This window comes from Caulobacter sp. S45 (genome assembly GCF_903642205.1).
Lineage (GTDB): Bacteria > Pseudomonadota > Alphaproteobacteria > Caulobacterales > Caulobacteraceae > CAHJWH01.
The window spans coordinates 1-25,622 of sequence record NZ_CAHJWH010000014.1 but is presented as its reverse complement, the minus strand read 5'-3'; the positions used below and the strand labels follow the sequence as shown (position 1 = coordinate 25,622).

Sequence of the window (25,622 nt, the reverse complement as noted above, 5' to 3'; positions counted from 1 at the left end):
CGCGCCGCCTCACGCCACGATGGCGCTGTAGACGAGGCTTCTCAGCTGACCGCGGAAGTTGAAGCTGGTGGAGGGCAGCAGCTGGGTGAGGAAGATCACCACCAGGTCCTGGACGGGATCGACCCAAAAGGCGGTCGACGCCGCGCCGCCCCAGAAGTAGTCGCCCTCGCTGGGCGTTCCGGCCCGCACGCCGTCGGTGGTCATGGCGAAGCCCAGGCCGAAGCCGACGCCGGCCGGCGTGGTCTCGGAGAAGCTGTCGATGGAGAGCTCCGCCAGGGACTTGCCGCCGGCCAGATGGTTGCGGATCATGAAGGCCAGGGTGCGCGGGCCGATGATCCGCTCCCCGTCCAGCTTGCCGCCCCGGCGCAGCATCTCGCAGAAGCGGTGGTAGTCGGCCATCGTAGAGACCAGGCCGCCGCCGCCCGAGAGGAAGACGGGCGGGTGCAGGTAGGGGCTGGCCTGGGGATCGTCCTGCAGCACGGGGGTCTTGTCGGCGCGGCGCGCATAGCAGGCGGCGAAGCGATCCACGTTCTCCTGGCGCACATGGAAGCCCGTGTCCACCATGCCGAGCGGGTTGAAGACCTCCTCCTGCAGGAAGACGTCGAACGGCTTGCCCGACAGGCGCTGGACCAGGGCGCCGATGACGTCGGTGGCCAGGGAGTACATCCACTGCTGGCCGGGCTGGTAGCGCAGGGGCAGCCGACCCAGCTTGGCGACGAAGGCGTCCAGGTCCTCGTCTGGCTCCATGCGCACCTTCAGCGCCTTGTAGGCGGCGATCACCGGATCGCGGCTCGCCGGCGCGCCGAGGGTCTCCAGCAGGGTGCCGTAGGTGAGGCCCGAGGTGTGGCTGAGGAGGTCGCGGAAGCTGACCGGGCGGTGCGGCGCCTCGGTCCGCATGGCCTCGCTCTCGCCACTGACCCAGACCTTCAGGTCCCGCCACTCCGGCAGCACCTTGGCGACCGGCTCGTCGATCTGGAACAGGCCGCGCTCCCACAACATCATCAGCGCCACCGAGGCGATGGGCTTGGTCATGGAGTAGATGCGCGCCACCGTGTCGTCGGCCCACGGCTTGGCGCGCTCCCGGTCCATCAGGCCGAGGCTCCGGCTGTAGGCGACCTCGCCATGGCGGGCGACCAGGATCTGGCAGCCGGCGATCCTGCCAGGGTCGACATAGTGGGTGTTCAGCAGCTCAGTTATGCGCTCCAGCCGTGCGGTGGACAGGCCGGCGAGGGTCTCCGATGTCATGATCGCTCCATGGACTGGCCTGGCGAGGCGGGTGGGTTATCGTCGCCGCAGGGGCGTGAACACGCCGGTCATCAGCGGCTGCAGGAAAAGGTCCGCGGCGGTGTCGGCGGTGGCCAGGGGCGACCAGCGCGGCGGCTCGGCCGCCGCATTGATCATGCCGGTGACCGGCTGGGCTTCGGCGATGGTCGCGCCGCCCAGCCCGCGCGCGTAGAACGGCGTGGCCGCCGCTTCGAGGATCGCCTCGCGCTTGCGCTCGTAGCGGGAGGTCTGGCCCACCATGGCTCCGGTCATCGCCCATCCGACCTAGCGCCGATCCGAGGCGCGGGCAACGCCACGCCGGACCCGCGGCCCGGATTTGAATGGTCCGTATGGCGACAGCGCCATGGGGAACAACGGCGTTCGGGGCAGTTTGAGGCTTCCGAGATGTCGCAAGCTTGGAGAAAATACCTGCCGAAGCCAAGGACGCCCGTTGGCGAGCGCGCCGGAACGGCCTAGGAAACGTCAAACGAGGCCGCCGCCCTTGCCGCGCAGCCCGACCATTCTCGTGGGAGGTGACATGACCCAGGCGGCGCTTCTCTCCAACGAGGCGGACGCGGACCCGATCAAGGCCTGGCCGGCCGTGAGCCTGGCGGAATCGCAGACCCTGCTCACCGCGCCCGGCGCCATGTTCGAGATGGAGGCTTGGCAGCGCGACGGGCTGAACGTTCGCGCCTGGAAGAACGGTCCCAAATCGCTGGTCGAGCTGTTCTTCGCCGCCCAGGCCTTCGGCGAGCGCACCTTCCTGGTCAACGAGGCCGAGCGGATCAGCTTCGACGCCTTCGGCCGCGCCGCCATGGCCTTCGCCCGCCACTTGGTCGGCGCGGGCGTGAAGCCCGGCGACCGCGTGGCGGTGGTCATGCGGAACCTGCCGGAATGGCCGGTCTGCTTCTACGGCGCAGCGCTCGCCGGTGCGGTGGCGACGCCGCTGAACGCCTGGTGGTCGGCGGGCGAGCTCGCCTACGGGCTGAAGGACTCCGGCGCCAAGGTCGCTGTGTTCGATGGCGAGCGTTACGAACGCGCCCGGGCGCAGCTGCCCGGATGCGCCGACCTGACCCAGGTGCTGGTCTGTCGCCGCACGGGCGCAGACCCTCTGGACGGCGCGCTCGACCTGCTGGATGTGCTGGGCGCGCCCAGCGCCTGGGCCGCCCTGCCCGCGGTGGACGCGCCGCCCCTGACCATAGCGCCCGAAGCCGACGCCACGCTGTTCTACACCTCCGGCACCACGGGCAACGCCAAAGGGGTGGCGGCCTGCCACCGGGCGGTGACCACGCCGGTGCTGACCTCGCTCTACTCCGTGGCCAGAAGCTTCGTGCGCCGCGGCGAGGCCCCGCCGGAGCCCGACTCGGCGGTGCAGAAGGCCTATGTGGTGTCCATTCCCTTCTTCCACGTCACGGGCTGCTTCTCGCTGCTGAACGTCGCCATGGCCACGGGCATCAAGCTCGTGCTCATGCGCCGCTTCGAGCCGGAAGCCTGCATGGCCCTGATCGAGCAGGAGCGGGCCACCTCCATCGGCGGCGTCCCCACCATACCGTGGCAGTTGCTGGAGCATCCGGCGCGGCCCAAGTACGATCTGTCCAGCCTGGACAGCATCACCTATGGCGGCGCCCCCGCGGCGCCCGAGCTGGTGCGGCGCATGGACGAGGCGTGGCCCCAGGCCCGGAGCGGGACGGGCTGGGGCATGACCGAGACCTGCGCCACCTTCACCCACCACATGGCTGAGGACTACGCCCGCCGTCCAGACAGCTGCGGGCCCGCCACCCCGGTCGGCGACATGAAGGTGGTGGACGGCGAGGGCAACGCCCTGCCTCCGGGAGGCGTCGGCGAGCTGTGGGTCTATGGCCCGCACGTGGCGCGCGGCTACTGGAACAAGCCCGAGGCCACCGCCAAGACCTTCCAGGACGGCTGGCTGAAGACCGGCGATCTGGCTCGGATCGACGAGGAGGGCTTCTGCTACATCGTCGACCGCATCAAGGACGTGATCATCCGCGGCGGCGAGAACATCTATTCGGTGGAGGTGGAGGACGTGCTCTACACCCACCCCGCGATCATGGACGCCGCCCTGGTGCCCATCGCCCACCGGACGCTGGGCGAGGAGCCCGGCGCGGTGGTGACCCTGAAGCCCGGCGCGACGGCGGACGAGGCGGAGCTCAAGGCCTATGTCCGCGCCCGTCTGGCAGGATTTAAGACGCCCGTCCGCATCCTGTTCCGTCACGAACCGCTGCCCCGCAACGCCAACGGCAAGATCCTCAAGCCCGAACTGAAGCGGCTGTTCGAGGCCGCCCCCGCCAACGCCTGAAGGCTCTCCCGATGAACCTCGACTTCTCCCCCGAAGACCTCGCCTTCCGCGACGAGGTCCGCACGTTCATAGAGCAGAACTACCCCGCCGAGGTGCGCGCAAAGCAGGACGCGGGCGAGGAGCTGGGCCGCGAGGACTACCTCGCCTGGCACAAGATCCTGGGCAGGAAGGGCGGCTGGTCCACCCCGTCCTGGCCGGTGGAATACGGCGGCCCGGGCTGGACCCCGATCCAGAAGTTCATCTTCGCCGAGGAGAACGCCCGTGCCGGCACGGTGCCGATCCTGCCGTTCGGGGTGAACATGGTGGCGCCGGTCATCATGGCCTTCGGCACGCCGGAGCAGAAGGCCAAGTACCTGCCCCCGATCATGCTGGGCGAGACCTGGTGGTGCCAGGGCTATTCGGAGCCTGGAGCGGGCTCGGACCTCGCCGGGCTCTCCACCCGGGCGGTGCGCGACGGAGACCACTATGTCGTCAATGGCCAGAAGACCTGGACCACGCTCGCCCAGCACGCCGACTGGGGCTTCTTCCTGGTCCGCACCGATCCCTCGGTCAAGAAGCAGGAGGGCATCAGCTTCCTGGTGCTCGACATGAAATCGCCCGGCGTCACCGTCCGGCCGATCATCACCCTGGACGGCGCCCACGAGGTCAATGAGGTGTGGCTGGAGGACGTGCGCGTGCCCGTCGAGCAGCGCATCTACGAGGAGAACAAGGGCTGGACTTGCGCCAAGTTCCTGCTCGCCCACGAGCGCACCGGCATCGCCGGCGTCGCCCGCTCCAAGCGCGCCATCGACCGCCTGCACGACATCGCCGCCGAGGAGACGATCGACGGTCATCCGCTCGAGGACGACGTGTTCTTCGCCCGCAAGATGGCCGAGCTGGAGATCGAGCTGATGGCGCTCGAGTACACCGAGCTCCGCGGCCTGGCCCGTGAGGCCGAAGGCAAGGGACCGGGGCCGGAGTCGAGCCTGCTCAAGATCAAGGGCACCGAAATCCAGCAGCGCGCCACCGAACTGGCCATGGAGGCGGCCGGCCGCTATGCCGCCCCCCACCTGCTGCACAACGCCACCGGCGGCAACGAGGCGCCGGTCGGCCCGCGCTCCGCTCGCGGCGTCGCCGACACCTATTTCAACATGCGCAAGACCTCGATCTACGGCGGCTCCAACGAGATCCAGCGCAACATCATCGCCAAGGCCGTGCTGGGGCTCTGACGCCCGCACGCAAGCAGCACAGACCGGACCCTCATCCATGGACTTCAGCTTCAGCGAAGAGCAGCGCCTGCTTCGCGACTCCCTGCAGAGCTTCCTGCGGACCAGCTATGACACGGACAGCCGCCGCAAGGCCGTGGCGTCCGAAGCGGGCTGGCGGCCGGAGATCTGGCGCGCCCTGGCGCAGGACGTGGGCGTGCTGGGCGCCGCCCTGCCGGAGGAGCTCGGCGGGCTCGGCGGCGGCCCGGTGGACACCATGGTGGTGATGACCGAACTCGGCCGCGCGCTCGTGATCGAACCGTTCCTGGAGACGGTGGTGATCGGCGCAGGCCTGCTGAAGCGCTACGACAGCCCCGCCGCCCATGCCGCAGTGGAGCAGATCATCGGCGGCGAGCTGGTCACCGCCCTCGCCTGGGGCGAGCCCGCCAGCCGCTACGACGTGGCCAACGTCTCCACCACCGCCCGCAAGGATGGAGAGGGCTGGCGGCTGGACGGCAAGAAGGCCGTGGTCGTGGCCGCGCCCTGGGCGTCGAAACTGCTGGTCACCGCCCGCACCGGGGGCGGCCAGCGGGAGGCGCAGGGCGTGTCCCTGTTCCTGGTGGACAAGGACGCCGCCGGGGTCAGCACGGTCGACTACCCTACCGTCGACGGCAAGCGTGCTTCCGAGATCACCTTCGAGGGCGTGTCGCTGGGCGCCGACTCCCTGCTCGGCGAGGAAGGCCAGGCGCTGCCCCACGTCGAGGCCGTGCTGGACGAGGCCCGCGCGGCGCTCTGCGCGGAGGCGGGCGGCGTACTGAGTGAGCTGGTGCGCCAGACGGTGGAGTACACCAAGCAGCGCCGCCAGTTTGGCCGCCCCATCGCCGACTTCCAGGTGCTGCAGCACCGCATGGTGGACATGTTCATCGCCGCCGAGCAGTCGGTCTCCATGACCTTCATGGCGACCCTGAAGCTCGACCTGCCCGCCGCAGAGCGCGGCGCAGCAGTCTCCGCCGCCAAGGCCTATGTGGGCCGGTCCTGCACCAGCGTCGGCCAGGCGGCGGTGCAGATCCACGGCGGCATCGGGCTGACCGAGGAGCTGGCGCTCAGCCACTACTTCAAGCGCGCCACCCTGATCGAGCAGGCGCTGGGCTCGTCGGACTTCCACCTGCGGCGCTACCAGGCGCTGCGGGCGGAGCTGCCGAAGGCGGCCTAGTGTTGCGCCGGCGGCCTACTTGATGAACAGGTGCGCCGCCCACGACGCCACCCCAGTCCCGATGATCCACCAGATCAGCTCGCCTCGAACGCCCTTGATCTCGCCCCGGAGTTCACCTCTGGTCGCCGTCAGCTCGGCCCGGACTTCCGATGTCCCGGTCTGAAGGTCGGACTTGGTCGTCTGTAGATCAGCCTTGGTCGCAAGCCGGATTTCCGCGATCGCAGCTTGGAGATCAGAGTTGGTGACCTGCAGGTCGGCCTTGGTCGCAAGCCGGATTTCGCCGATTGCAGCCTGGAGATCAGACTTGGCGACCTGCAGGTCGGCCTTGGTCGTCAGATGGCTGATGTCCGGCAATTCCGCGGTTTGCCGCAAGGCCTAGATGACCGCTTCCGCCTGAGGTTTGGACATGCCTGTGCCCACCAGGCGCTTTACATGGGCGTGGGTGTCGAAGGCGATCGCGTTCATTGCGGCTCCTCACGCCGAGATAGCATCCTTGGGCTGTAAAGTTTAGATCACCTACCTTCCGCCGGAGCCCACATGCCTTTCGCCAGCACCGACCGCTACATCGCCTCCCGCGACCTGGAGGTCTCGGTCAACGCCGCGGTCAAGCTGCAGCGGCCGCTGCTGGTCAAGGGCGAGCCCGGCACCGGCAAGACCGTGCTGGCGCAGGAAGTGGCGGCCGCGTTGGGAATGCCGCTGATCGAGTGGCACATCAAGTCGACCACCAAGGCCCAGCAGGGCCTCTACGAGTACGACGCGGTCTCGCGCCTGCGCGACGGCCAGCTCGGCGATCCCCGCGTGCACGACGTCGCCAACTACATCGTGCACGGCAAGCTGTGGGAGGCCTTCACCTCCGAGACGCCGACAGTGGTGCTGATCGACGAGATCGACAAGGCCGACATCGAGTTCCCCAACGACCTGCTGCTCGAACTCGACCGCATGCAGTTCTATGTCTACGAGACGAAGCAGACCATCGTGGCCCGCCAGCGACCGGTGGTGATCATCACCTCCAACAATGAGAAGGAGCTGCCGGACGCCTTCCTGCGCCGCTGCTTCTTCCACTACATCCGCTTCCCCGACCGCGAGACGATGGAGAAGATCGTCGCCGCCCACTATCCCGACATCAAGGCCTCGCTGGCGCGCGAGGCGCTGAACGTCTTCTTCAAGATCAGGGACCTGCCAGGCCTGAAGAAGAAACCCGCCACGTCGGAGCTGCTGGACTGGCTGAAGCTTCTGATGATCGAGGACCTCAGCCCTGAGGTGCTCCGCAGCGATGACGCCAGGCTGGTCATCCCGCCGCTCCATGGCGCCCTGCTGAAGAACGAGCAGGACGTCTCGCTGTTCGAGCGGCTGGTGTTCATGTCGAGGCGGGGGTGATGAACCCTTCCCCCTTGATGGGGGAAGGGCAGGGATGGGGGTGGACGGCGGCGCCCTGCTCAGAAAGGGCGTCAAGCCTGGAGGCAACCTTTGAACGGCGCCGTCGTCGACCCGCATCCCCAGCCCTTCCCCCATCAAGCGGGGAGGGAGAGTAGATGTTCACCGGCTTCATCGAAGGCCTGCGCAAGTCCGGCGTCCCGGTTTCCATCACCGAGCACCTGTCGCTGCTCGGCGCGATGCAGGCGGGGGTCGCCGACTACAGCGTGGAGGACTTCTACTTCCTTGCCCGCTCCGCCCTGGTGAAGGACGAGCGCTGGTTTGACCGCTACGACCGGGTGTTCGCCCAGCACTTCAAGGGTCTCGAGGCGGTCTCGGGCGAGGACCTGACCACCGACATCCCCGAGGAGTGGCTGCGGAAGCTGGCCGAGAAGACGCTGAGCCCTGAGGAGATGGCGGCCGTGGAGGCGCTGGGCGGCTTCGACAAGCTGATGGAGACGCTGCGCCAGCGGCTGGAGGAACAGAAGGAGCGCCACCAGGGCGGTAGCAAATGGATCGGGACGGCTGGAACCTCGCCCTTCGGCGCCTACGGCTACAACCCCGAAGGCGTCCGGATCGGCCAGGACAAGTCCCGCCACAGGCGCGCGGTCAAGGTCTGGGACCGCCGCGAGTTCCGCGACCTCGACGACGGGGTGGAGCTGAACACCCGCACCCTGAAGCTGGCGCTCAGGAAGCTTCGCCGCTTCGCGCGCGAGGGGGCGGCGGAGGAGCTGAACCTGGACGGCACCATCCGCGCCACCGCCCAGAACGCCGGCACGCTGGACCTGAAGTTCGCGCCCGAGCGGCGCAACGCCATGAAGGTGCTGCTGTTTCTCGACGTGGGCGGCTCCATGGACGACCACGTCCGTGCGTCCGAAGAACTTTTCTCGGCCGCGCGGTCGGAGTTCAAACACCTGGAATACTTCTACTTCCACAACTGCGTCTATGAGGGCGTGTGGAAGTCTAACGCCCGTAGGCGGACCGAGCAGACGCCCACCGCCGACGTGCTGCGCACCTTCGGCCCGGACTACCGGCTGATCTTCGTGGGCGACGCGGCCATGAGCCCTTACGAGATCGTCCAGCCCGGCGGCGCGGTGGAGCACTGGAACCCGGAGAGCGGGGCGGCCTGGATGGAGCGGCTCACCGGCCACTTCCGCCGCGTGGCTTGGCTCAACCCCACGCCCGAGCCCGCCTGGGGCTACAGCCAGTCCACCGCCATCCTCCGCCAGCTGCTGGAGGAGCGGATGTATCCCATGACGCTCGACGGCCTGGACCGCATGACGCGCGCCCTGTCGCGATGAGACCGATGGATGCTCCCCCTCTGGGAGAGTTGTCGGCGCAGCCGACTGTGGGGGCCAGCGCGAAGCGGCGGCGCTGCCCCCCTCCACCAAGCTGCGCTTGGCTCCCCTCCCCAAAGGGGGAGGATCTAGGCCGAGAACATCTCCCTTAGTTCGCGCTTCAGCACCTTGCCGATGGCGCTGCGAGGCAGGGCGTCGACGAGGTGCAGTTCGGTGAGGCGCTGAGTCTTGCCGACGCGGCCGTTGACCCAGACGCGAAGCTCCGCCGCAGATAGCTCCGCGCCGGGCTTCAGCACTACGGCGGCCACCGGCGTCTCGCCCCAAGTCTCGGAGGCCACCCCGAACACCGAGGCCTCCACCACCTCCGGGTGGGCCGTCAGCTCGGCCTCCAGGTCGCTCGGATAGATGTTGAAGCCGCCGGAGATGATCATGTCCTTGCGACGGTCGATCAGGGTCAGGAAGCCGTCGGCGTCGAAGCGGCCAACATCGCCGGTGCGGATGAAGCGCAGGCCCTCCGGCGACATCCACTCCGCCTCGCGCGTCTTGTCGAGCTGGTTGTGGTAGCCCTTCATCATCGCGGGCGAGCGGCCGACCACCTCGCCGGCCTCCCCCGCCGCCACCTCGCGGCCCTGCTCGTCGATTAGGCGCACGTCGTGCCCCTCCATGGGCTTGCCCACGGTGGAGAGCTTGTCGGGATGCTCGTGGGCCAGCAGGGCGCAGGAGCCGCCGCCCTCGGTCATGCCGTAGAACTCCACCAAGCCGCCCGGCCAGCGCCGCAGCACCTCGGCCTTCAGCTCCGCAGGGAAGGGCGCGCTGGTGGAATACTTGATGACGAAGCTCGACAGGTCGTAGGCGTCGAAATCCCGGTGCTGCATCAGCCGGCGGTACTGCACCGGCACCAGCATGGCGTGGGTGACGCGGTGGCGCTCCGCTAGCGCAAGGAACTCGCCCGCGTCGAACTTGGGCAGCAGCACCACCGCGCCGCCGTTGGCCAGCGTCGGCAGGAAGCTGACCAGGGTGGTGTTGGAGTAGAGCGGCGTGGACACCAGGCTCACCGTCTCCGCCGTATAGGCGGCGCGGTTGAACTGAGCCCAGCGCAGGCTGTTGGGCTGCACGATGCCCTTGGGCCGGCCCGTGGTGCCGGACGAGTAGATGATGTTGAACGCGCCCTTCGGCTGCACCGTGACGGGCGCGACCGGCGAGCCCGGCTCAGCCATCCAGGTCTCGAACGGGCGGGCGGCGTCGGACCCGTCGAGCGCGACGCGCAGCGCCGGCAGGCGATCCGCCACAGGCGCCAGGGCTGCGGCCACCTCGCGGTCCAGGAACAGGATGCGCGCGGCGCAGTCCTCCACCATGCCGGCCAGGCTCTCCGCCGTGGAGCCGGGGGCCAGCGGCGAGACCGTGACCCCGGCGCGCAGGATGCCCAGGAAGACGGTGGCATAGGCCGACGAGGCGCTCGCGCAGACCGCCGCTACGTCTCCGGGCTTCAACCCATCGCGCTGCAGGGCGGCGGCGACCCGGTCAATGGCTTCGTCGAAATCGCGGTATGTCAGGGCCGAGCCCAGGCCGATCACCGCCAGCCGCTCCGGCCGCTCGGCGGCGTGGGCGCGGACCAGGTCCGGCAGGGTCCCGAACGGCTGCTGCAGGCGCTCCCCGGCCGTCATCGATGCTCCTTACGCACTGGAGCCTCATAGGCCTTTGACCTAGAACCCGTCCAGGGATCGCCGTCCGGGCGCGCCCTGGGAGACGACCGTGCAGACCCAGTCGCGACACGCAGGCCCCGGCCAGGTACGGCTCGCCAAGACCTATGAGGCCGGGGCGCGGGGCCAGCGCGCGCGCACCCCGTTTCAAATATCGGCCCTGGAGCAGGCGGCGGAGGCCGCGATGTCGCCGGAGGGCTTCGGCTACCTGCGGGCCTCGGGCGCGGAGGCGACGCTGCGGGCCAACCGCGAGGCGCTGGACGCGGTGCGGATCGTGCCGCGCATGCTGAGGAACGTCGGCGCGCGCAACCTGGGCATGGAGCTGTTCGGCCGCCGCCTGCCCGCGCCGCTGCTGCTCGGGCCTGTGGGCGTGCAGGACCTCTGCCACCCCGAGGGCGACCTCGCCACCGCCAGGGCCGCGGCGTCCCGGGGCGTGCCCATGGTCTTCTCCAACCAGGCCTCGGTGGACATGGAGACCTGCGCCGCCGCCATGGGCGAGGGCCCGCGCTGGTTCCAGCTCTACTGGACCCGGTCCGACGATCTGGCCCGCTCCCTGGTGCAGCGGGCGGAGGCCTGCGGCTGCGAGGCCATCGTCATCACGCTGGACACCACCATGCTGGGCTGGCGCCCGGTGGACCTGGACCACGGCTTCCTGCCCTTCCAGACCGGCCAGGGCCTGGCCCAGTACACCTCCGACCCCGTGTTCCGCACCATGCTGGCCCGGCCGCCGGAAGAGGACGTGGCCGCTGCCTGCCGCCTGTTCGCCACCATCTATTCCGACCCGACGCTCGACTGGGAGCGGCTGCAGCGCATCCGCGACTGGACCCGACTGCCGGTGGTGCTGAAGGGCGTGCAGCACCCCGCCGACGCCCGGATGGCGGCCGAGGCCGGCTGGGACGCCATCGTCGTCTCTAATCACGGCGGCCGCCAGGTGGACGGCGCGGTGGGCTCCGCCGCCCAGCTCGCCGCCTGCGTGGACGCTGCGGGCCCGATGCCGGTACTGTTCGACAGCGGCGTGCGCAGCGGCGCCGACATCCTCAAGGCGCTGGCGCTCGGCGCACGAGCGGTGCTGCTGGGCCGCCCCTACCTGTGGGGGCTGGCCGTGGATGGCGAGGCGGGCGTGGCCGCCGTGATCGACAACATGATCGGCGAACTCGACCTGGCCATGGGCCTGGCGGGCGTGTCGGACGTGGCGGCGCTCGGGCGGGAGACGGTGGGGATGTGAGCGCGCCCCCTCACCCTGACGTGTCCCCGACTACAAGAAGGTTCGAAAAGCGGGAAAAGGCCGGCGAAAAGCACGACAAAGGCAGATCAATTTCCGGGGATCGAACGCGCCGGAACGACCCACTTTGAGTGCGCCGGCGGCAGTGCGCTGCGACGCCCTTACACAGCGGGCGGCTCGGTGGCGTAAGGGGGAAGCATGCGGCCGGTCACCCCGTCGCGGCCCCAGATCAGGTGGAAGGCGACACCGGCCACGTGCAGCAGGATCAGCCCGTAGACCGCCCACTGGCCCAGCGCATGCAGGTAGCCGAACTGGTCGGCCAGCGCCTTGTTCACCGGCCAGAGCTGGGGCGTGGGGATCAGGTCGAATATCTTGGTGGGGTGGCCCTCGGACTCAGCCATGATGAAACCCGTCGTCGGCATCCACAGCAGCACGGCGTAGAGCAGCCACAGAGTGGCGTGCGACAACCCCTTGTCCCATTTGGCCAGATGCTGGGCGTAGGGCGGCGGCTTGTCGATGAAGCGCCAGACCAGGCGGAAGATCGTCACGAACAGCACGATCGTGCCCAGCGTCTTGTGCCAGTTGTACATGGACGAGAGGTGCGGAGTCTTCTCCGCCGCATTGGTCATCACCCAGGCCAGCGGCAGGATGGCCAGCATGCAGGCGGCGGTGATCCAGTGCAGCGCCTGGTTCAGGTTGGAGTAGCGGGGCTGCATCGCGGGCGACTCCTTGCGCTGTGGCCTCTGCATTCCTGCACGGAGCTTGCGTTGGGGCAAGCGGCTCAACGCTTCGGCTTGGCCCCCGGCCGGGCCATGGCCGCCTTGGCCCAGCGCTGCAGGTTGGGATAGGCCTCGCCCACTTGGTAGGCGATCATCCGCCCGAAGCCGAGGCCCGAGCCCGCCACGATATCGGTAATGGTCAGCCGGTCACCGCAAAGCCAAGCGCGCCTATCCAGCTGGCGCTCGAACAGGGGAAGCGCTGCATCGGCCGTCGCCCGTGCGGTGGCGGCGCGCTCGGGGGACTGGTTGGGCTCCACGGCCGCCAGCGCCGGGTGGCCGTAACGCACCGCGTGCATCAGGGGGGTAGCGAACATCAGCTCGGCCCGGGCGGGTCCAGGCCTCTATGCGGGCGGTCTCCAGCGGATCGCGGCCGAACAGGTTCGGCTTGGGATAGAGGCTCTCCAGGTAGCGGCAGATGGCCAGCGACTCGCCCAGCACCTCGCCGTCGTCGAGTTCGAGCTGGGGGACGGCGGAGACGCCAGCCATGTCGAGGAACCGGGGGGCCCGGTGGGCGCCGCCGGCGAGGTCGACGTGGACCACCTCGATGTCGGCGATCCCCTTCTCCGCCATCAGCCACAGCACGCGGCGCGGATTGGGCGCGTACGCGTCGCTGTAGAGCTTCATGGGCGGGAACTTGCCGAGGCCGAGGCGGGCCCCGGTTGTAGGCCGAACAGGGCGTCGGGCAAGGCGCCGACCATAGACGCCGTCATGCAGGTGGCCAGGAAGCCGGCCATCAGCGCCTTCCACACCATGCCGAACACCTCTTGCCGCCGCTCGGGCGCGAGCACCGCGAAGCCTGAGGCGGTGATGCCCACCGAGGCGATGTTGGCGAAGCCGCAGATGGCGTAGGTCAGCACCATGCGGGTATGGCCGGAGATCACGCCGACCGGCGTCTGTCCAAGCTGGATGAAGGCGGAGAACTCGGTCAGCACCAGCTTGACGCCCAGCAGCCGACCCGCTGCGGCCGCCTCGTTGGCCGGCGCGCCGATGGCCCAGGCGAGCGGGGTGAAGAGCACGCCGAGCATGCCCTCCACCGTCACCGGATGGCGGCCTATGGGCGGCAAGAGGCCCAGGATGCGGTCGCAGAGCGACACCAGGGCCACGAACACGATCAGGCTCGCGCCCACGTTTAGCGCCACCTGCAGTCCGTCGCCGATCCCGCGGATCAGGGCGTCGGTGGAGCTGTCGTAGCGGCGGTCTGTCCCGTAGTCGCCCCGCTCCGCCTCCTCGCCGGGCTTCGGCGGCACCAGGATGCGGGCCAGCAGGACGCCGGCGGGGGCGGAGATCAGCGAGGCGGTGAGCACGTGGGCGGCGGCGTGGGGCAGCGTGCCCTTCAGCAGGGTGGCGTAGGCCACCATGGTGGAGCCGGACACGCAGCTCAGCCCCACCGCCATCAGGGTGAACAGCTCCGAGCGGGTCAGGGCGCCGAGGTAGGCGCGCACGAACATCGGGCCCTCCACCTGGCCGAGGAAGATGGTGGCGGCGGTCCCCAGGGCCGGGGCGCCGCGCAGGCCCAGCGTCTTCTGGAACACGAAGCCGAAAGCCCGCGTGACCACCCGCAGCACGCCCCAGTGCCACAGCAGCGCCGCCAGGGCGCAGATCACCAGGATCACCGGCAGCACCCGAAAGCCCAACAGATACAAGGGCTGAGCGTTGTTGATGGGAAAGGGCTGGTCGCCGCCGGCCAGATAGCCGAACACGAACTGCGTGCCCGCCTGGGTGGAGCCCGCCAGGGCGTCCACGCCTGCACCTACGCCCTGCAGCAGGCCCTGAGCCGGAGCAAACCCGAACAGCAGCAGCACCAGGCCGAGCTGGACGCCGAGGGCGCCGACCGCCAGCCGGACAGGGAAACGCCGCCGGTCCTCCGACACGGCCCAGCACAGGCCGATGGTCAGGGCGAGGCCCACGAGGCTCTGTGCGTTGCGCCACCCGTACATGCCCAAACCCCGCCTTGGCAGGTTGCACCATGAACGTGGCGCTCCTGGCAAGGCGACGGGGCGCCGCCTAGACCTCCGACGGCAAGGGCTCAGGGGCTGGAGAAGGCGTCTGCAGCGGCGAACAGCTCGTTGAGCGCGCAGACGATATGGTAGAAGGAGCTGGCCGGGGCGGGCTCATCCACGAAGGCGTCGTCGGGCTTCAGCCGGTCGCGCCAGAGGCCGCGCGGCGCGGCCTTGATGTAGCGCTGCAGGCCGGCGCAGGCGGCGGCGACCTGGGCGTCGCGATCGTCTCCGGCCAGGCTCAGGGCGGCCTTGACGCGTTCGGTCTGCGGCCACAGACGGGCGACGGGATCGAGGGGGGCGAGCCCATCGTCCAGCGCGTTGAAGGCCACGCCGCGCGCGGCATCGACACCGTGGGTGACGCCGATCTCGAACAGCCGGCGGGCGGCGGTCACGGCCTCGGCGTGACCGCGCTTGTCGGCCCAGCGCTTCAGCAGCCAGGCCCATTCAAACTGGTGGCCGGGCTCGACGATCCGGCCGAGCTCGCCCGGCGCCGGCGACCAGATCGCGTCGAAAAACTCTCGCAGCGCGCCGCTCTGGCGGTCGATGAAGCGGTCCAGGCACAGCTCGACGATGCGATCGGCCGCGTCGCGCCAGCGTGGGCGTCCGGTGAGCTCCTCCCAGGCGAGCATCGCCTCGAGAAGGTGCATGTGCGCGTTGGACTGGAACGGACGATCAGCGTCGGCCTCCCAGAAGCCACCGCTCGGGTGGCGGAAGTGACGCTCCACCGCGTTCAGGTGGGCGAGGGCGTCTGCTTCCAGCGCCGCCTCCTGCGCCGGAGCGAGGCGTGCGGCTGCGGCCGCGGCGAACAGGAAGAAGGCCTGGTCGTAGAGGACCGGGGTGTCGTCGACCGGCGAACCAGCTCGATCCACCTTGGTCCGGTATAGACCGTCCGGGCGACGATAATGGGCGATGAAGTCGAGGCCGCCCTGCAGCCGCTCCCGCCAGGGACCCGGCCAGCCCAGGGCGCCGGCGGTGGCGAAGACGTAGACCTGTCGCGCCTGGACCCGGGCGCGCAGGGGCGCCGGCACGAACGCGCCGTCCCACCCGATCGCCTCCTCGAAGGCTCCGGTGGCCGGGTTGACGCCGGCGGAGGCCCAGAGCGGGAGCGCATCGTCGAACAGCCATCGCTTCCAAGCCATCGAGAGCGCGCCGAGAGTCGTTTCCGCCATGTATTCGCCGCCTCCACCCGTCACCGTCGCTTCGGGCCCCGTCTTCGGCGAGCTTGGACGCGGGATCAAGGCGCGATGGCCGACGTCACTGCGGCGCGTGGTCCGGGCGCCGCGAGCTTCATTCGAATAGCCGCCTGGACAAGCGGCGCCGGTAGGCCGCGCCCATGCGCTGGAGGCGCACGCGTTCCTGGGGCCAGGCGCCATGAGCTTCTGCCGCCAGGGTGTAGACCCCCAGCTGGAAGGCCAGGTAGATGGGTTCAAGCAAGGCGACCAGGTCGGGATCGACCTCCGCCCGCTCCCGCACGATGGCCAGAAGGAGCGCCGCCTCGGACACCTCCAGCTCGAACTCCGATCTTGCGGCGGCGAGATCCCAGGCGATGTCCTGGGCGCCGATCAGGTCGTGTGCGGCTGCATGATCCACCCCGTCGGCCTTGAGCCAGCCGCCCTCGCCCTGCTCCAGCCACTCGTGGGCGTGCAGCCGATTGTCCGTCCAGACGCGACGGAGCGGCGTCGCCGACGTCCAGAGGGCCTCCGCCAAGGCGGGGGACCTCGCGGCCGCCCCGCCCAGGGATTCGGCGACGTTGACGCGCGCCATCTCCAGCAGGGTCGTCAAGGATGCGCCGGCGCGATCGGGAGCCGGCAGATGCTCCGCCCGCCAGCCGAGATAGTCGCCCAGCCGCCGGACGAAGGCGTGCCGATCCTCAGGGCGGAGCTGCAGGGGACGGGTGTCCGCCAGCCAGGGCTGGGCGAGGAAGCCGTAGCGCAGCGCGCTGGCCTGGGGCGCAAAGCCTGCGCCCGCCAGGGCCTGGGCCTGGGCGAAGGCGCGCTCGCCCGCAGCGCCCAGGCCCACGAACTTCAGCAGCCAGGTTCCTGCCGGACCCCGCAGGAGGAACTTGCGCCGCTCCTGGTGGGTGTTGGAAGCGGGCCAGGCGGCCTCTTCCGCATAGCGGTGCGCTCGCCAGGCGCCTCCGGAGACCTCGATCAGGGACGCGTCTTCCCCGCCCGTCAGGTCCGCGAACCAGGACTGCAGCCTGTGCCCGGGCGCCTCGGCGCGCAGGACGAGGGTATCGAAGCTCACGCAGGGGCGCTCAGCCGTGGCCCACCGGGCGCGATGCGCCTCGCTCGCCTTCGAACCGAGCTCGCCGCCGTGGCCGGGCAAGAAGGTGATCCGGGGCGGAGCCGCCCCCAGGCCCTCCAGCGCGTCGGCGACTGCGCCGAAGGAACTTCCCGACAGGCCAGGCCCCTCGTCCACGACGATGAACCGGCTCTTGGCGCTCGCCTTCAGGCTGGTTTCCAAGCGGGAGGTAAGCTGCAGGCGGCGCTGGAAGGGATGTCCGACGGGGCGCACCGTCGTGGGCCGGCCAGCGCCAAGCGTTGCAGCCACCACGGCTGCGAGGCCTGAGCCGATGCTGCGGATGCCGATTACCCGATGCTCGCCGCAGGACGGGAGCTGAAGGGCCGCCTCGGCGTAGGCCTCCGGGTAGAGGGCGTAGAAGGCATAGCCCTCGGCGGTCTTCAGCTCCACCTCGGCGGGCAGGGGCAGTCCTTCGACGCAGGTCAGGGCGTCTCGGAGCGCGACCTTCTCGACCGCTGGCGCGACAGTCTCCTCTCCCAAGGCCCGCCAGGAGTCGAGCGTCGCGCTGGCCAGCGCCATGACGAGTGCGATCGCAGCGTCTTCCTCAGCACTTGGGCCGTCGCCGCCCTGGCCGGCGGAGGCGGCGTCTGCGAGGCCTTGGGCCAGCTCGCCGGCGGAAATGAAGAGGCTGGCCAGGCGGGAGTGACGCTCCACAGGCGGCCCGACCGTGTCCAGGGTCTGCAAACCATGGCGCAGCCCGGCCAGGACCTGGCGCGGGTCGGCGATGCGGACCTGGTCGCCGTAGACCAGCACGGCTCAGCCCAGGTGGCTGTAGGCGATGGCGGCGAGCGCCTGGAAGGGCGGAGCCTCGATGCCGCGCCGTCCCAGCCAGGTGGCGAAGGCGTCGAACTGGGGTGGACTCGGGGACGCCCAGACGCGCGCCGCCTTGATCGTCCGCATGGCCTGCAGCGGCGTCATGCCTGTCGCCGTCAGGATGCATAGACAGAGCGTCACCGAACGGCCGATCCCTTCGCGACAGTGGACCAGCACCCCGCCGTCGCCGAGCCTGGGCAGAGCGAAGGCGACGCCGGCGTCCATGTCCCGCTGGCTCAACGCGCAATGGTCCTGCGTCGGCAGGTGCAGCAACGCGATACCCGCTCGGGCAAGCCCGGCCGCATCGTCCTTGGCCTCGCTGCGCAAGTCGATCACGGCGCCCACGCCCCCAGCCGCCAGGGTCGGGATGGCCGACGTCGGGAACGCGCCGCCCACCGCCAGGCCGGGCGTGACCCAGTCCAGGTCCAACCCCGCAAGGGCGGTCGGGCTCACCTGGTCAGGCTGCAGCGACAGCGCGGGCCGGGGCGTAGCGCTCCACCATGGCGGCGCAGAACTCGGCGAAGTCCTCAGGTCGCTCGGGGGCGCTGCTGTGGTGGGGCGCGACGCCCAGGTGCTCGGGCGTGAAGCAGAAGGTGACGGTGACGTCGAAGCCTGACAGCGCCTCCATCTGACGGTCGAACCAGTCCAGGGCGCCGGGTCGGAAGCTGTCGGCCCAGGACAGGCCCGTGCGCAGGTAGGTGACGCCCAGTTCCTTCATCCAGCCCACAGCCTCGTCCAGCCGATGGTCCTGGAAGTGGAACCACTGGCACAGGCCCATCCAACCCGCATGGGGCCGGTAGGCCTCCAGCGCCAGCTTGGGCGCGCCGTCCTCGCGCAGCAGACCCATGTAGAAGTGGCGATAGTAGGAGCTGCCTTCCGCCTCCTTGTGGCGGGTGGTGGCCTCCCAGGCTCGGGGCAGGTCGTAGAGCGAGTACCAGTGCACCCGAGGGGAGCGGCCGTGCAGCAGCTCGGCGGTGCGGGTCAGGCCCCAGGCCTGCACCTCCTCGGCCCCGAAGGAGGAGACCCCCACCTCGCTGACCCAGACGGGCTTATGGGTGACGGAGGTGATTTCCGCCAGCTTGGCCGGCCAGTCATTGATGGACCACAGGTTCCAGTCCAGCGGGAAGCCGTGCACGGCCACCGCGTCCAGGGCGTTCATGGCGCCGTAGCGCTCAAGCTTGCGGAGGAAGTCCGGGTCGATCGGCGACATGCCGCCAAGCACTCGCGGCAGCTGTGGGTTGGCTGAGCGGATCGCCGAGCCTGCGCGGGTCACCAGCTCGCCGAAGCGAGACCAGTCCGGGTCGACCTCCGGGTCCCAATGCGACTTGTTGTTGGGTTCGTTCCAGATCATCGCCGCTTCGATCACAGGGCGGGGTCCTTTCTGACGCCAGATTTAGCGGAGTTCGGGCTTAGCGGAGTTCGGGCTTAGCGGAGGTTGAGGCGGATCAGCTTCGCGCCCCAGTCCCCCAGCGCCAGGGTGGTGATGGAGGCCGGGTCGACGTCGAAGCGATGGTACAGGTCGAGGTTCAGGCCCAGGACGTGCGCGGCGAGGGCCTTGATGATGTCGCTGTGCGTGACGACCGCGACCGCCTGTCCGGGATGGCGGGCGCGGAGCTGCTCCAGGCCCCGTACGCTGCGCATCTGCGCCTCGCCCAGGCTTTCGCCGCCGGGCGGCCGGTTCAGGCTGCGACGGCTGTTCCAAGGCTCCCAGCGCGGATCGGCCTCCAGCTCGGTGAAGGACAGGCCGGTCCACTCGCCGAAGTCGAGCTCTACGAAGGCGGCGTCCGTCTCGACCGGCAGGCCGTGGCCCTCGGCTACGGCGTCGGCCGTCTGGCGGCATCGCTCCAGCGGGCTGCTGACCACGGCCGCCAGATCGTCGCCGGCCAGCCGCTCCGCTGCGCCCTGCGCCTCCTTCTGTCCGGCGGTACCGAGGCGCACACCGTCCATGCGACCGCAGAGGGTGCGGTCGAGGCGGTCGTGGCTGCCGTGGCGCACGAGGTGGAAGGTGGTCGTCACTCCCCGACGCCGGCGCCTTCGGCGACCCCCTCGCCGGCGACGAAGCTCTCGGTCCGCTCACGCGCCTCCTCGTCGGTGAACTGTGTGGGAGGCGACTTCATGAAGTAGGAGGACGGCCCGGTCAGCGCGCCGCCGATGCCGCGGTCGAGCGCCAGCTTGGCGCAGCGTACCGCGTCGATCACCACGCCGGCGGAGTTGGGGCTGTCCCAGACCTCGAGCTTCAGCTCGCAGTTCAGCGGCACGCCGCCGAAGGTGGTGCCCTCCAGCCGGATGAAGGCGAACTTGCGGTCGGTGAGCCAAGGCACGAAGTCCGACGGCCCCACGTGCACGTCGCCCGCCGGCAGCGGCTCGCCGAGCTGGCTGGTGACGGCCTGGGTCTTGGAGATCTTCTTCGACTCCAGCCGCTCCCGCTCCAGCATGTTCTGGAAGTCGGAATTGCCGCCGACATTGAGCTGGTAGGTCCGGTCCAGCCGCACGCCGCGCTCGCGGAACAGGTTGGCGAGCATGCGGTGGACGATGGTGGCGCCCACCTGGCTCTTGATGTCGTCGCCCACGATCGGCAGGCCGGCGGTCTCGAACCGGCCTCGCCAGACGGGGTCGGAGGCGATGAACACCGGCACGCAGTTGACGAAGGCGCAGCCGGCCTTCAGCGCCGCCTCGGCGTAGTATTCCGTCGCCGCCTGAGAGCCCACGGGCAGATAGGAGACCACCACCTCGGTGCCCGATCGGCGCAGCGCCTCGGCCACGTCCACCACCGGCGCATCGGAGTCCGCGGCGTTGTCGCGCACGTACTTGCCAATGCCATCGAGCGTCGGGCCGCGCTGAACCGTGACCCCTGTCCGGGGCGGTTGGGCGAAGGTGTGGGTGTTGTTGGGAACTGCGAAGATCGCCTCCGCCACGTCACAACCGACCTTGGGGGCGGTCACGTCGAAGGCCGACGCCACCTCGATATCACCGACGTGGTAGCCGCCAAGCTCCAGGTGCATCAGCCCGGGCACGGGCGCGTTCGATTGCGTGGAGCCGTAGAAACTCAAGCCCTGCACCAGCGAGGAAGCGCAGTTGCCCACGCCCACGATCCCCAGGCGCACCGTTTTGCGGCCGATCGGCAGAGTTCCGTCCATTACGCGCCCGGTTCAACTCGAAGCTTTGTAGCTTAGACGCTATTGCCGCGGCTTGGGAAACCCATTTCGCTGCTGACGCCTTAGGAAGCTCTGAATGGCTTGACCCCGGCCCCGCTTCGGGTTCCAACGGGAACTTAGATGATGAGGCGGGGCTGGGTCTGGCCGGCTGCAGGGGCAGGGTCCGCCACCGGTCGTCGGCGCGAGGGGGGAGCACATTGGGGGAAACCGTCCTGATCACCGGCGGCGCCGGCTTCATAGGTCGGCACGTGTCCGAGGCGCTGCTGGCCCGGGGCCATCGCGTCCGCGTCCTCGACGCGCTGATCGAGCAGGTGCACCAGGGGCGCGGCCGCCCTGCCGAGCTTGCGGCCGATGCGGAACTGGTCATCGGCGACATCCGCGACGAGAGCACGCTGATCACGGCGCTGAAGGGCTGCGACAGCGTCATCCATCTCGCCGCGGAGGTGGGCGTGGGCCAGAGCATGTATGCGGTGGACCGCTACACCTCCGTCAACGACTACGGCACCGCCGTGCTGTTGCAGCAGCTGATCGACAGGCCCGTCCGCAAGATCGTCACGGCCTCGTCCATGAGCATCTACGGCGAGGGGCTGTACCGGGACCTCGACGGGCGGCTGTACGAGGAGGTCGTGCGGGCTGGCCGCGCGCGCGACGGCGGCTGGGACCCCGTCGACGCCGAGGGCCGCCCGCTGGTCCCCATGCCGACGCCGGAGGGCAAGCGGCCGGCGCTCGCCTCCGTCTATGCGCTTGGAAAATACGTGCAGGAGCGGCTCACCCTCACCGTGGCCCCGGCCTATGGCATGGCCTGTTCGGCGCTGCGGCTCTGGAACGTCTACGGCCCGGGCCAGGCGCTCTCCAACCCCTATACCGGGGTGCTCGCCATCTTCTCCTCGCGCATCGCCAATGGCCAGCCGCCCATGGTCTTCGAGGACGGCGAACAGCGCCGCGACTTCGTCCATGTCGGCGATGTGGCCGAGGCCTTCGCCCTGGCTCTCGAGCAGGACGCGGCGGACGGAGAGGTGTTCAACATCGGCGGTGGGGAGGAGAAGACCGTCAACCAGGTGGCGGAAGCGGTGGCCCGCGCCATGGGCCGCCCCGGCGTGGCGCCGGAAGTGACCGGCAAGACCCGCGTCGGCGACATCCGCCACTGCATTCCCGACATCTCCAAGGCTCGCCAACAGCTCGGTTACACGCCCCGGCAGGACTTCGACGCCGGCCTGGCGGAACTGGCGGAATGGGTGGCCCGCCAGGAAGCGACCGATCGCGTCGGCGAGGCGCGGCGCGAACTGGAAGTCCGGGGCCTGGTGGCATGAGCGCTGAGAGCGTCTCGGACCCCAACGTGTCCGCTCCCGCGATCAGGTCCGTCCGCCCGGTGCTGGTCACCGGCGGGGCGGGCTTCATCGGCTGCAACCTGGCCGACCGGCTGGCGCGCGAAGGCCACGACGTGGTGGTCTATGACGCCCTGGCCCGGGCCGGCGTCGAACAGAACCTGGACTGGCTGACGCGCCGGCACCCGCAGCGTATATCCGCGGTGATCGCGGACGTGCGTGACGCGTCTTCGCTGGACGCCGTGGCCCATGACGCCAGCGCGGTGTTCCACCTGGCGGCCCAGGTGGCGGTCACCACCAGCCTTACCGCCCCGGTGGAGGACTTCGACGTCAACGTGCGCGCCACCCTGTCGCTGCTGGAGAGCCTGCGCGCGGCGGGCGGGACGACGCCTGTGGTCTTCGCCTCCACCAACAAGGTGTACGGCGACCTCGACGACCTGGAGATGCGGCTGGAGGACGGCGCCTACGCTCCGGCCGATCCGGGGGTGCGCCGCTACGGGGTGTCCGAAGCCCGGCCCCTGGACTTCCACACCCCCTACGGCTGCTCCAAGGGGGCGGCGGACCAGTACGTGCTGGACTACGCCCGGAGCTTCGGCCTCCCGACCGCGGTGCTGCGGATGAGCTGCATCTACGGTCCCCGCCAGATGGGCACGGAGGACCAGGGCTGGGTGGCCCACTTCCTGATCCGCGCGCTGGCGGGCGAGCCGATCAGCATCTACGGCGACGGGCGCCAGGTGCGCGACATCTTGCACGTGGAGGATGCGGTGGAGGCCTACATGGCGGTCTGGCGCGACATCGGGCGCGTGGGCGGGCGCGCCTTCAACCTCGGAGGCGGTCCCGCAAACGCCGTCAGCCTGCGCCGGCTGCTGGCCCACATCGAGACGCTGGTCGGCCGGCCGGTGCTGCTGGACTTCTCCGACTGGCGAGCGGGCGACCAGCGCTACTTCGTGGCCGACAACCGACGGGCCATGGCCGAGCTGGGGCTGAAGCCTGCACGGGGATGGCGCGAGGGCGTGGCGGAGCTCGCCGCCTGGCTGGCCGGGGCGCGTGGGGTCAAGTTGGCCGACCGCGTCGCAGAAACGGCCCAGTGACTCCATGCGCGTAGCTCTCGTCAACCCGCCCTGGAGCTTCGAGCACAGCACCTATTTCGGCTGCCGGGAGCCGCACCTGCCGCTGGAGCTCGGCTACGCCCAGGCCCTGCTGGAGCGGGCGGGCCACGAGGCGCGCATCTTCGACGGCCACCTCGTCCCCGCCACCATCGCCGCCCAGGCCGACGAGGTCGCGGCCTATGGGCCGGACCTGACCGTGGTCGCCACCGCGCCCACCTACCTGTTCTGGCGCTGCACCCAGCCGGAGCTGCGCATCCCGCGCGAGGTGCTGCTGGCGCTGGACGGGCGCGGCGGGACCACCGTGGCCGTCGGCCCGCACGGCTCGTCCACCCCCGGACCGACGCTCCGCAAGCTCGGCTGCGACATCGTCGTGCGCGGCGAATGCGAGGAGATTGTCGCCATCCTCGCCGCGCGTCCGCCGCTGGACAGCGTGCCGGCCATCGCTTTCGAGCGGGACGGCGCGACGGTGGTGACCGGCCCCGCCCACGCCAGCCGCTTCACCGACCTGCCTGCGCTGCACTGGCCGGCGGAATGGCTGCGGCGGCACGCCCACCACCACCATCGCTACGGAACCGAGGGCGTCGGCCCTGGCGCTGAGGTCGAGGCGTCCCGGGGCTGCCCCTATCACTGCAGCTTCTGCGCCAAGATCGACTTCCGCGACGCCTACAGGAAGCGCGATTTGCCCCTCCTGCTGGAGGAGGTGGACGGCCTGATCGCCCAGGGGGTGCGCTACCTCTACTTCGTCGACGAGATCTTCCTGCCCAACCGCCCGCTGCTGGAGGCGCTGCAGGCGCGCGCCATCGAATTCGGCGTGCAGACCCGCATCGACCTCTGGAAGCCCGACATGCTCGACCTGCTGGGCGCGGCCGGCTGCGTGTCCATCGAGGCGGGCGTGGAGAGCCTGACCTTCGAGGGGCGCGCCGCGCTCGACAAGATGTGCCGCGCCTCCACCGACGAGCTGGCCGACCGCCTGATCCACGCCCGCCGCAGCGTGCCCTTCGTCCAGGCCAACCTGATCGAGGCCAACGGCGGCGAGGCCGCCCTGGTGGACGCCTGGCGCGAGAAGCTGTTGGCGGCCGGCGTCTGGGCCAACGACCCGGTGCCGCTCTACCCCTACCCGTCCACACCCGACTACCGAAAGCTCTGGGGCGAGCCGGACGACCAGGCCTGGGAGCGCGCCCACGCCCATTACCTGACGCAGTTCGACCGCTTCAGCGACATCCAGGCCGAGCGCCCCGCCCCCTTGGCCGAGCTGGAAGCCGCCTGCGCGTGAGCCGTCCTCCACCAGCGGGCGCACCGCACGTCCTGATGACCACGGACGCTGTAGGCGGAGTATGGACCTACGCCTTGGACCTCGGCCGCGAGCTGGTGCGGGCCGGGCTGCGCGTCACCTTGGCGGTGCTCGGTCCCGCGCCCGACGAGGATCGGCGCCGACAGGCGGCGCTCGCCGGCCTCGAGGTGCGCGGACTGGGCGGCGAGCTGGACTGGACCGCCGGCGACGAGGCCGAGGTCGCCGCCTCCGCCGCACGCCTGTCGGCGCTGGTCGCCGAGCTGAGTCCGCACCTGATCCATCTGAACAGCCCGGCTCTTGCGGCCTTCGATTCCCTTCCCGTCCCGGTCCTCGCCGCCTGCCACTCCTGCGTGGCCACCTGGTGGTCGGCCGTGAAGGGCGCCGCGCCGCTGCCTCCAGACCTCGCCTGGCGCGCCCGCCTGAGCACCCGGGGCTACGCAGCCGCCGACGTCCTGCTCGCCCCCAGCCGCGCCTTCGCCGAAGCGACCAAGACAGCCTACGGGCTGTCCAAAGCTCCGCATGTCGTCCTCAACGGCAGGACGCCGCCCCTCCATCCTGCTTCCCTGCGTAGCGAGGGAGGTGGCGCGACGCGTAGCGTCGTCACGGAGGGGGCATCCCCGCCGGCTGTTGGTACGCCGGCCGCGGCGACGCCTCCCCCACCAGGCTTCGCCTCGTCCCCTGCCCCCGCTGCGCAGGGGGAGAGAAGACCCGGCGACTTGGCCGACCCTCCTGCGCTTGGCGGCGCCGCGACCCGTGGCTCGCAGGCGGTGCTTGCCGCGGGCAGGCTGTGGGACGGGGGTAAGGACCTCGCCACACTGGATCGAGCCAGCGGCCGCCTGGTCGGGATCGACATCGCCGCCGCCGGCCCGATCGCGGGTCCAGGCGGCCAGGGCGTCGCGCTGCAACACATCCGCGTCCTCGGCCCGCTCTCCGGGACTGACCTGGACGCCCGCCTCGCCGCCCGCCCCATCTTCGTCTCTCCCTCCCTCTACGAGCCCTTCGGCTTGGCGGTGCTGGAGGCGGCCCAGGCTGGCTGTCCGCTCGCCCTCTCCGACATCGCCACCTTCCGCGAACTCTGGGAGGGGGCAGCGGTCTTCTTCCCGCCCGGCGACGACGCCACCCTCACCGCCCGCCTGGACGCCCTCGCCACGGACCCGGCTCGGCGCGCAAGCCTCGGCGAAGCCGCCCACGCCCGCGCCGCCCGCTACACCGCGTCCGCCATGGCCGAGGCCACGC

The 25,622-nt window shown here is 70.2% G+C and carries 25 protein-coding genes; 10 read left to right on the top strand and 15 right to left on the bottom strand.

Annotated features, from left to right (window positions below; translation table 11 throughout):
* Window positions 1–9 precede the first annotated feature (9 nt).
* Both HUV06_RS03020 and HUV06_RS03015 read right to left on the bottom strand, forming a co-directional pair.
* Entirely contained in the window at window positions 10–1,245 is a 1,236-nt protein-coding gene (locus tag HUV06_RS03020; RefSeq protein WP_174299794.1) for a serine hydrolase, read from the bottom strand.
* Window positions 1,246–1,281: 36 nt separating this feature from the next.
* On the bottom strand, window positions 1,282–1,536 hold the full coding sequence (locus tag HUV06_RS03015; RefSeq protein WP_174299793.1) for a hypothetical protein: 255 nt from the start codon (window positions 1,534–1,536) through the stop codon (window positions 1,282–1,284).
* Window positions 1,537–1,801: 265 nt separating this feature from the next.
* On the opposite strand from HUV06_RS03015, the gene HUV06_RS03010 reads away from it, so the two are divergent.
* Genes HUV06_RS03010 through HUV06_RS03000 form a run of 3 tightly spaced genes read left to right on the top strand, consistent with a single transcriptional unit; the run spans window position 1,802 to window position 5,977 of the window.
* On the top strand, window positions 1,802–3,580 hold the full coding sequence (locus HUV06_RS03010; RefSeq protein WP_174299792.1) for a class I adenylate-forming enzyme family protein: 1,779 nt from the start codon (window positions 1,802–1,804) through the stop codon (window positions 3,578–3,580).
* 11 nt (window positions 3,581–3,591) lie between these two features.
* Window positions 3,592–4,788, top strand: coding sequence for an acyl-CoA dehydrogenase family protein (locus tag HUV06_RS03005; RefSeq protein ID WP_174299791.1), 1,197 nt, complete (start codon window positions 3,592–3,594; stop codon window positions 4,786–4,788).
* 37 nt (window positions 4,789–4,825) lie between these two features.
* Window positions 4,826–5,977 (top strand): acyl-CoA dehydrogenase family protein, encoded by a 1,152-nt coding sequence (locus HUV06_RS03000; protein ID WP_174299790.1) that lies wholly within the window; start codon window positions 4,826–4,828, stop codon window positions 5,975–5,977.
* A gap of 15 nt (window positions 5,978–5,992) precedes the next feature.
* On the opposite strand, the gene HUV06_RS02995 is transcribed toward HUV06_RS03000, so the two are convergent.
* The gene (locus tag HUV06_RS02995; RefSeq protein WP_174299789.1) at window positions 5,993–6,349 is read right to left on the bottom strand and encodes a hypothetical protein; all 357 of its coding nucleotides are present in this window, start codon (window positions 6,347–6,349) and stop codon (window positions 5,993–5,995) included.
* A 3-nt stretch (window positions 6,350–6,352) separates the two neighbouring features.
* Entirely contained in the window at window positions 6,353–6,442 is a 90-nt protein-coding gene (locus tag HUV06_RS15960) for a CCDC90 family protein (protein ID WP_217433609.1), read from the bottom strand.
* Window positions 6,443–6,514: 72 nt separating this feature from the next.
* Between HUV06_RS15960 and HUV06_RS02990 the strand changes: the two genes are divergently transcribed.
* Together HUV06_RS02990 and HUV06_RS02985 are read left to right on the top strand one after the other, a co-directional pair.
* Window positions 6,515–7,354, top strand: a complete 840-nt coding sequence (locus HUV06_RS02990; protein ID WP_174299788.1) for a MoxR family ATPase — start codon at window positions 6,515–6,517, stop codon at window positions 7,352–7,354.
* A 155-nt stretch (window positions 7,355–7,509) separates the two neighbouring features.
* Window positions 7,510–8,691 carry a VWA domain-containing protein gene (locus tag HUV06_RS02985; protein ID WP_174299787.1) on the top strand — a complete coding sequence of 394 codons (1,182 nt, stop codon included), beginning with the start codon at window positions 7,510–7,512 and terminating at the stop codon, window positions 8,689–8,691.
* Window positions 8,692–8,816: 125 nt separating this feature from the next.
* On the opposite strand, the gene HUV06_RS02980 is transcribed toward HUV06_RS02985, so the two are convergent.
* Complete coding sequence (locus HUV06_RS02980; protein ID WP_174299786.1) at window positions 8,817–10,352, bottom strand: class I adenylate-forming enzyme family protein; 1,536 nt, start codon at window positions 10,350–10,352, stop codon at window positions 8,817–8,819.
* An 88-nt stretch (window positions 10,353–10,440) separates the two neighbouring features.
* Here HUV06_RS02980 and HUV06_RS02975 point away from each other — a divergent pair, with 88 nt between their 5' ends.
* A complete protein-coding gene (locus HUV06_RS02975; protein ID WP_174299785.1) occupies window positions 10,441–11,613 on the top strand; it encodes an alpha-hydroxy-acid oxidizing protein in 1,173 nt (390 codons plus the stop codon).
* Window positions 11,614–11,771: 158 nt separating this feature from the next.
* Here HUV06_RS02975 and HUV06_RS02970 read toward each other — a convergent pair whose 3' ends face one another.
* From HUV06_RS02970 to HUV06_RS02930, 10 genes are all read right to left on the bottom strand, one after another.
* On the bottom strand, window positions 11,772–12,326 hold the full coding sequence (locus tag HUV06_RS02970) for a cytochrome b (RefSeq protein ID WP_174299784.1): 555 nt from the start codon (window positions 12,324–12,326) through the stop codon (window positions 11,772–11,774).
* A 65-nt stretch (window positions 12,327–12,391) separates the two neighbouring features.
* The gene (locus HUV06_RS16575) at window positions 12,392–12,646 is read right to left on the bottom strand and encodes a glutathione binding-like protein (RefSeq protein ID WP_371810967.1); all 255 of its coding nucleotides are present in this window, start codon (window positions 12,644–12,646) and stop codon (window positions 12,392–12,394) included.
* Window positions 12,558–13,013 carry a glutathione S-transferase N-terminal domain-containing protein gene (locus HUV06_RS02965; protein WP_371810966.1) on the bottom strand — a complete coding sequence of 152 codons (456 nt, stop codon included), beginning with the start codon at window positions 13,011–13,013 and terminating at the stop codon, window positions 12,558–12,560. The genes HUV06_RS16575 and HUV06_RS02965 overlap by 89 nt, the downstream gene beginning before the upstream one ends.
* Window positions 13,010–14,326 carry a NupC/NupG family nucleoside CNT transporter gene (locus tag HUV06_RS02960; protein ID WP_174299783.1) on the bottom strand — a complete coding sequence of 439 codons (1,317 nt, stop codon included), beginning with the start codon at window positions 14,324–14,326 and terminating at the stop codon, window positions 13,010–13,012. Before HUV06_RS02960 ends, HUV06_RS02965 begins: the two co-directional genes overlap by 4 nt.
* Window positions 14,327–14,415: 89 nt before the next feature.
* Window positions 14,416–15,558 carry an AGE family epimerase/isomerase gene (locus HUV06_RS02955; RefSeq protein ID WP_174299782.1) on the bottom strand — a complete coding sequence of 381 codons (1,143 nt, stop codon included), beginning with the start codon at window positions 15,556–15,558 and terminating at the stop codon, window positions 14,416–14,418.
* 118 nt (window positions 15,559–15,676) lie between these two features.
* The gene (locus tag HUV06_RS02950; RefSeq protein ID WP_174299781.1) at window positions 15,677–17,446 is read right to left on the bottom strand and encodes a hypothetical protein; all 1,770 of its coding nucleotides are present in this window, start codon (window positions 17,444–17,446) and stop codon (window positions 15,677–15,679) included.
* Window positions 17,447–17,449: 3 nt separating this feature from the next.
* Window positions 17,450–17,959 carry a dual specificity protein phosphatase family protein gene (locus HUV06_RS02945; protein ID WP_174299780.1) on the bottom strand — a complete coding sequence of 170 codons (510 nt, stop codon included), beginning with the start codon at window positions 17,957–17,959 and terminating at the stop codon, window positions 17,450–17,452.
* A gap of 4 nt (window positions 17,960–17,963) precedes the next feature.
* Window positions 17,964–18,872 (bottom strand): beta-xylosidase, encoded by a 909-nt coding sequence (locus tag HUV06_RS02940; RefSeq protein ID WP_174299779.1) that lies wholly within the window; start codon window positions 18,870–18,872, stop codon window positions 17,964–17,966.
* A gap of 59 nt (window positions 18,873–18,931) precedes the next feature.
* Window positions 18,932–19,522 carry a histidine phosphatase family protein gene (locus HUV06_RS02935; RefSeq protein ID WP_174299778.1) on the bottom strand — a complete coding sequence of 197 codons (591 nt, stop codon included), beginning with the start codon at window positions 19,520–19,522 and terminating at the stop codon, window positions 18,932–18,934.
* Window positions 19,519–20,643, bottom strand: coding sequence for an inositol-3-phosphate synthase (locus tag HUV06_RS02930; RefSeq protein ID WP_254600850.1), 1,125 nt, complete (start codon window positions 20,641–20,643; stop codon window positions 19,519–19,521). The genes HUV06_RS02935 and HUV06_RS02930 overlap by 4 nt, the downstream gene beginning before the upstream one ends.
* 215 nt (window positions 20,644–20,858) lie before the next feature.
* Between HUV06_RS02930 and HUV06_RS02925 the strand changes: the two genes are divergently transcribed.
* The 4 genes from HUV06_RS02925 to HUV06_RS15955 all read left to right on the top strand — a co-directional run.
* The gene (locus HUV06_RS02925) at window positions 20,859–21,971 is read left to right on the top strand and encodes an NAD(P)-dependent oxidoreductase (RefSeq protein ID WP_174299777.1); all 1,113 of its coding nucleotides are present in this window, start codon (window positions 20,859–20,861) and stop codon (window positions 21,969–21,971) included.
* A gap of 26 nt (window positions 21,972–21,997) precedes the next feature.
* Complete coding sequence (locus HUV06_RS02920; RefSeq protein WP_254600849.1) at window positions 21,998–23,077, top strand: SDR family NAD(P)-dependent oxidoreductase; 1,080 nt, start codon at window positions 21,998–22,000, stop codon at window positions 23,075–23,077.
* 4 nt (window positions 23,078–23,081) lie between these two features.
* Entirely contained in the window at window positions 23,082–24,368 is a 1,287-nt protein-coding gene (locus HUV06_RS02915; RefSeq protein WP_174299775.1) for a TIGR04295 family B12-binding domain-containing radical SAM protein, read from the top strand.
* A 35-nt stretch (window positions 24,369–24,403) separates the two neighbouring features.
* The coding region (locus tag HUV06_RS15955) for a glycosyltransferase family 4 protein (RefSeq protein WP_217433607.1) at window positions 24,404–25,622 on the top strand (1,219 nt) is incomplete at its 3' end.

Excerpts from the sequence above, each read along its gene's own strand:
- HUV06_RS03020 (WP_174299794.1), bottom strand. The coding sequence starts at position 1,245 with ATGACATCGGAGACCCTCGCCGGCCTGTCCACCGCACGGCTGGAGCGC.
- HUV06_RS03015 (WP_174299793.1), bottom strand. The coding sequence starts at position 1,536 with ATGACCGGAGCCATGGTGGGCCAGACCTCCCGCTACGAGCGCAAGCGC.
- HUV06_RS03010 (WP_174299792.1), top strand. The coding sequence starts at position 1,802 with ATGACCCAGGCGGCGCTTCTCTCCAACGAGGCGGACGCGGACCCGATC.
- HUV06_RS03005 (WP_174299791.1), top strand. The coding sequence starts at position 3,592 with ATGAACCTCGACTTCTCCCCCGAAGACCTCGCCTTCCGCGACGAGGTC.
- HUV06_RS03000 (WP_174299790.1), top strand. The coding sequence starts at position 4,826 with ATGGACTTCAGCTTCAGCGAAGAGCAGCGCCTGCTTCGCGACTCCCTG.
- HUV06_RS15960 (WP_217433609.1), bottom strand. The coding sequence starts at position 6,442 with ATGAACGCGATCGCCTTCGACACCCACGCCCATGTAAAGCGCCTGGTG.
- HUV06_RS02990 (WP_174299788.1), top strand. The coding sequence starts at position 6,515 with ATGCCTTTCGCCAGCACCGACCGCTACATCGCCTCCCGCGACCTGGAG.
- HUV06_RS02985 (WP_174299787.1), top strand. The coding sequence starts at position 7,510 with ATGTTCACCGGCTTCATCGAAGGCCTGCGCAAGTCCGGCGTCCCGGTT.
- HUV06_RS02980 (WP_174299786.1), bottom strand. The coding sequence starts at position 10,352 with ATGACGGCCGGGGAGCGCCTGCAGCAGCCGTTCGGGACCCTGCCGGAC.
- HUV06_RS02970 (WP_174299784.1), bottom strand. The coding sequence starts at position 12,326 with ATGCAGCCCCGCTACTCCAACCTGAACCAGGCGCTGCACTGGATCACC.
- HUV06_RS02965 (WP_371810966.1), bottom strand. The coding sequence starts at position 13,013 with ATGAAGCTCTACAGCGACGCGTACGCGCCCAATCCGCGCCGCGTGCTG.
- HUV06_RS02960 (WP_174299783.1), bottom strand. The coding sequence starts at position 14,326 with ATGTACGGGTGGCGCAACGCACAGAGCCTCGTGGGCCTCGCCCTGACC.
- HUV06_RS02955 (WP_174299782.1), bottom strand. The coding sequence starts at position 15,558 with ATGGCGGAAACGACTCTCGGCGCGCTCTCGATGGCTTGGAAGCGATGG.
- HUV06_RS02930 (WP_254600850.1), bottom strand. The coding sequence starts at position 20,643 with ATGGACGGAACTCTGCCGATCGGCCGCAAAACGGTGCGCCTGGGGATC.
- HUV06_RS02915 (WP_174299775.1), top strand. The coding sequence starts at position 23,082 with ATGCGCGTAGCTCTCGTCAACCCGCCCTGGAGCTTCGAGCACAGCACC.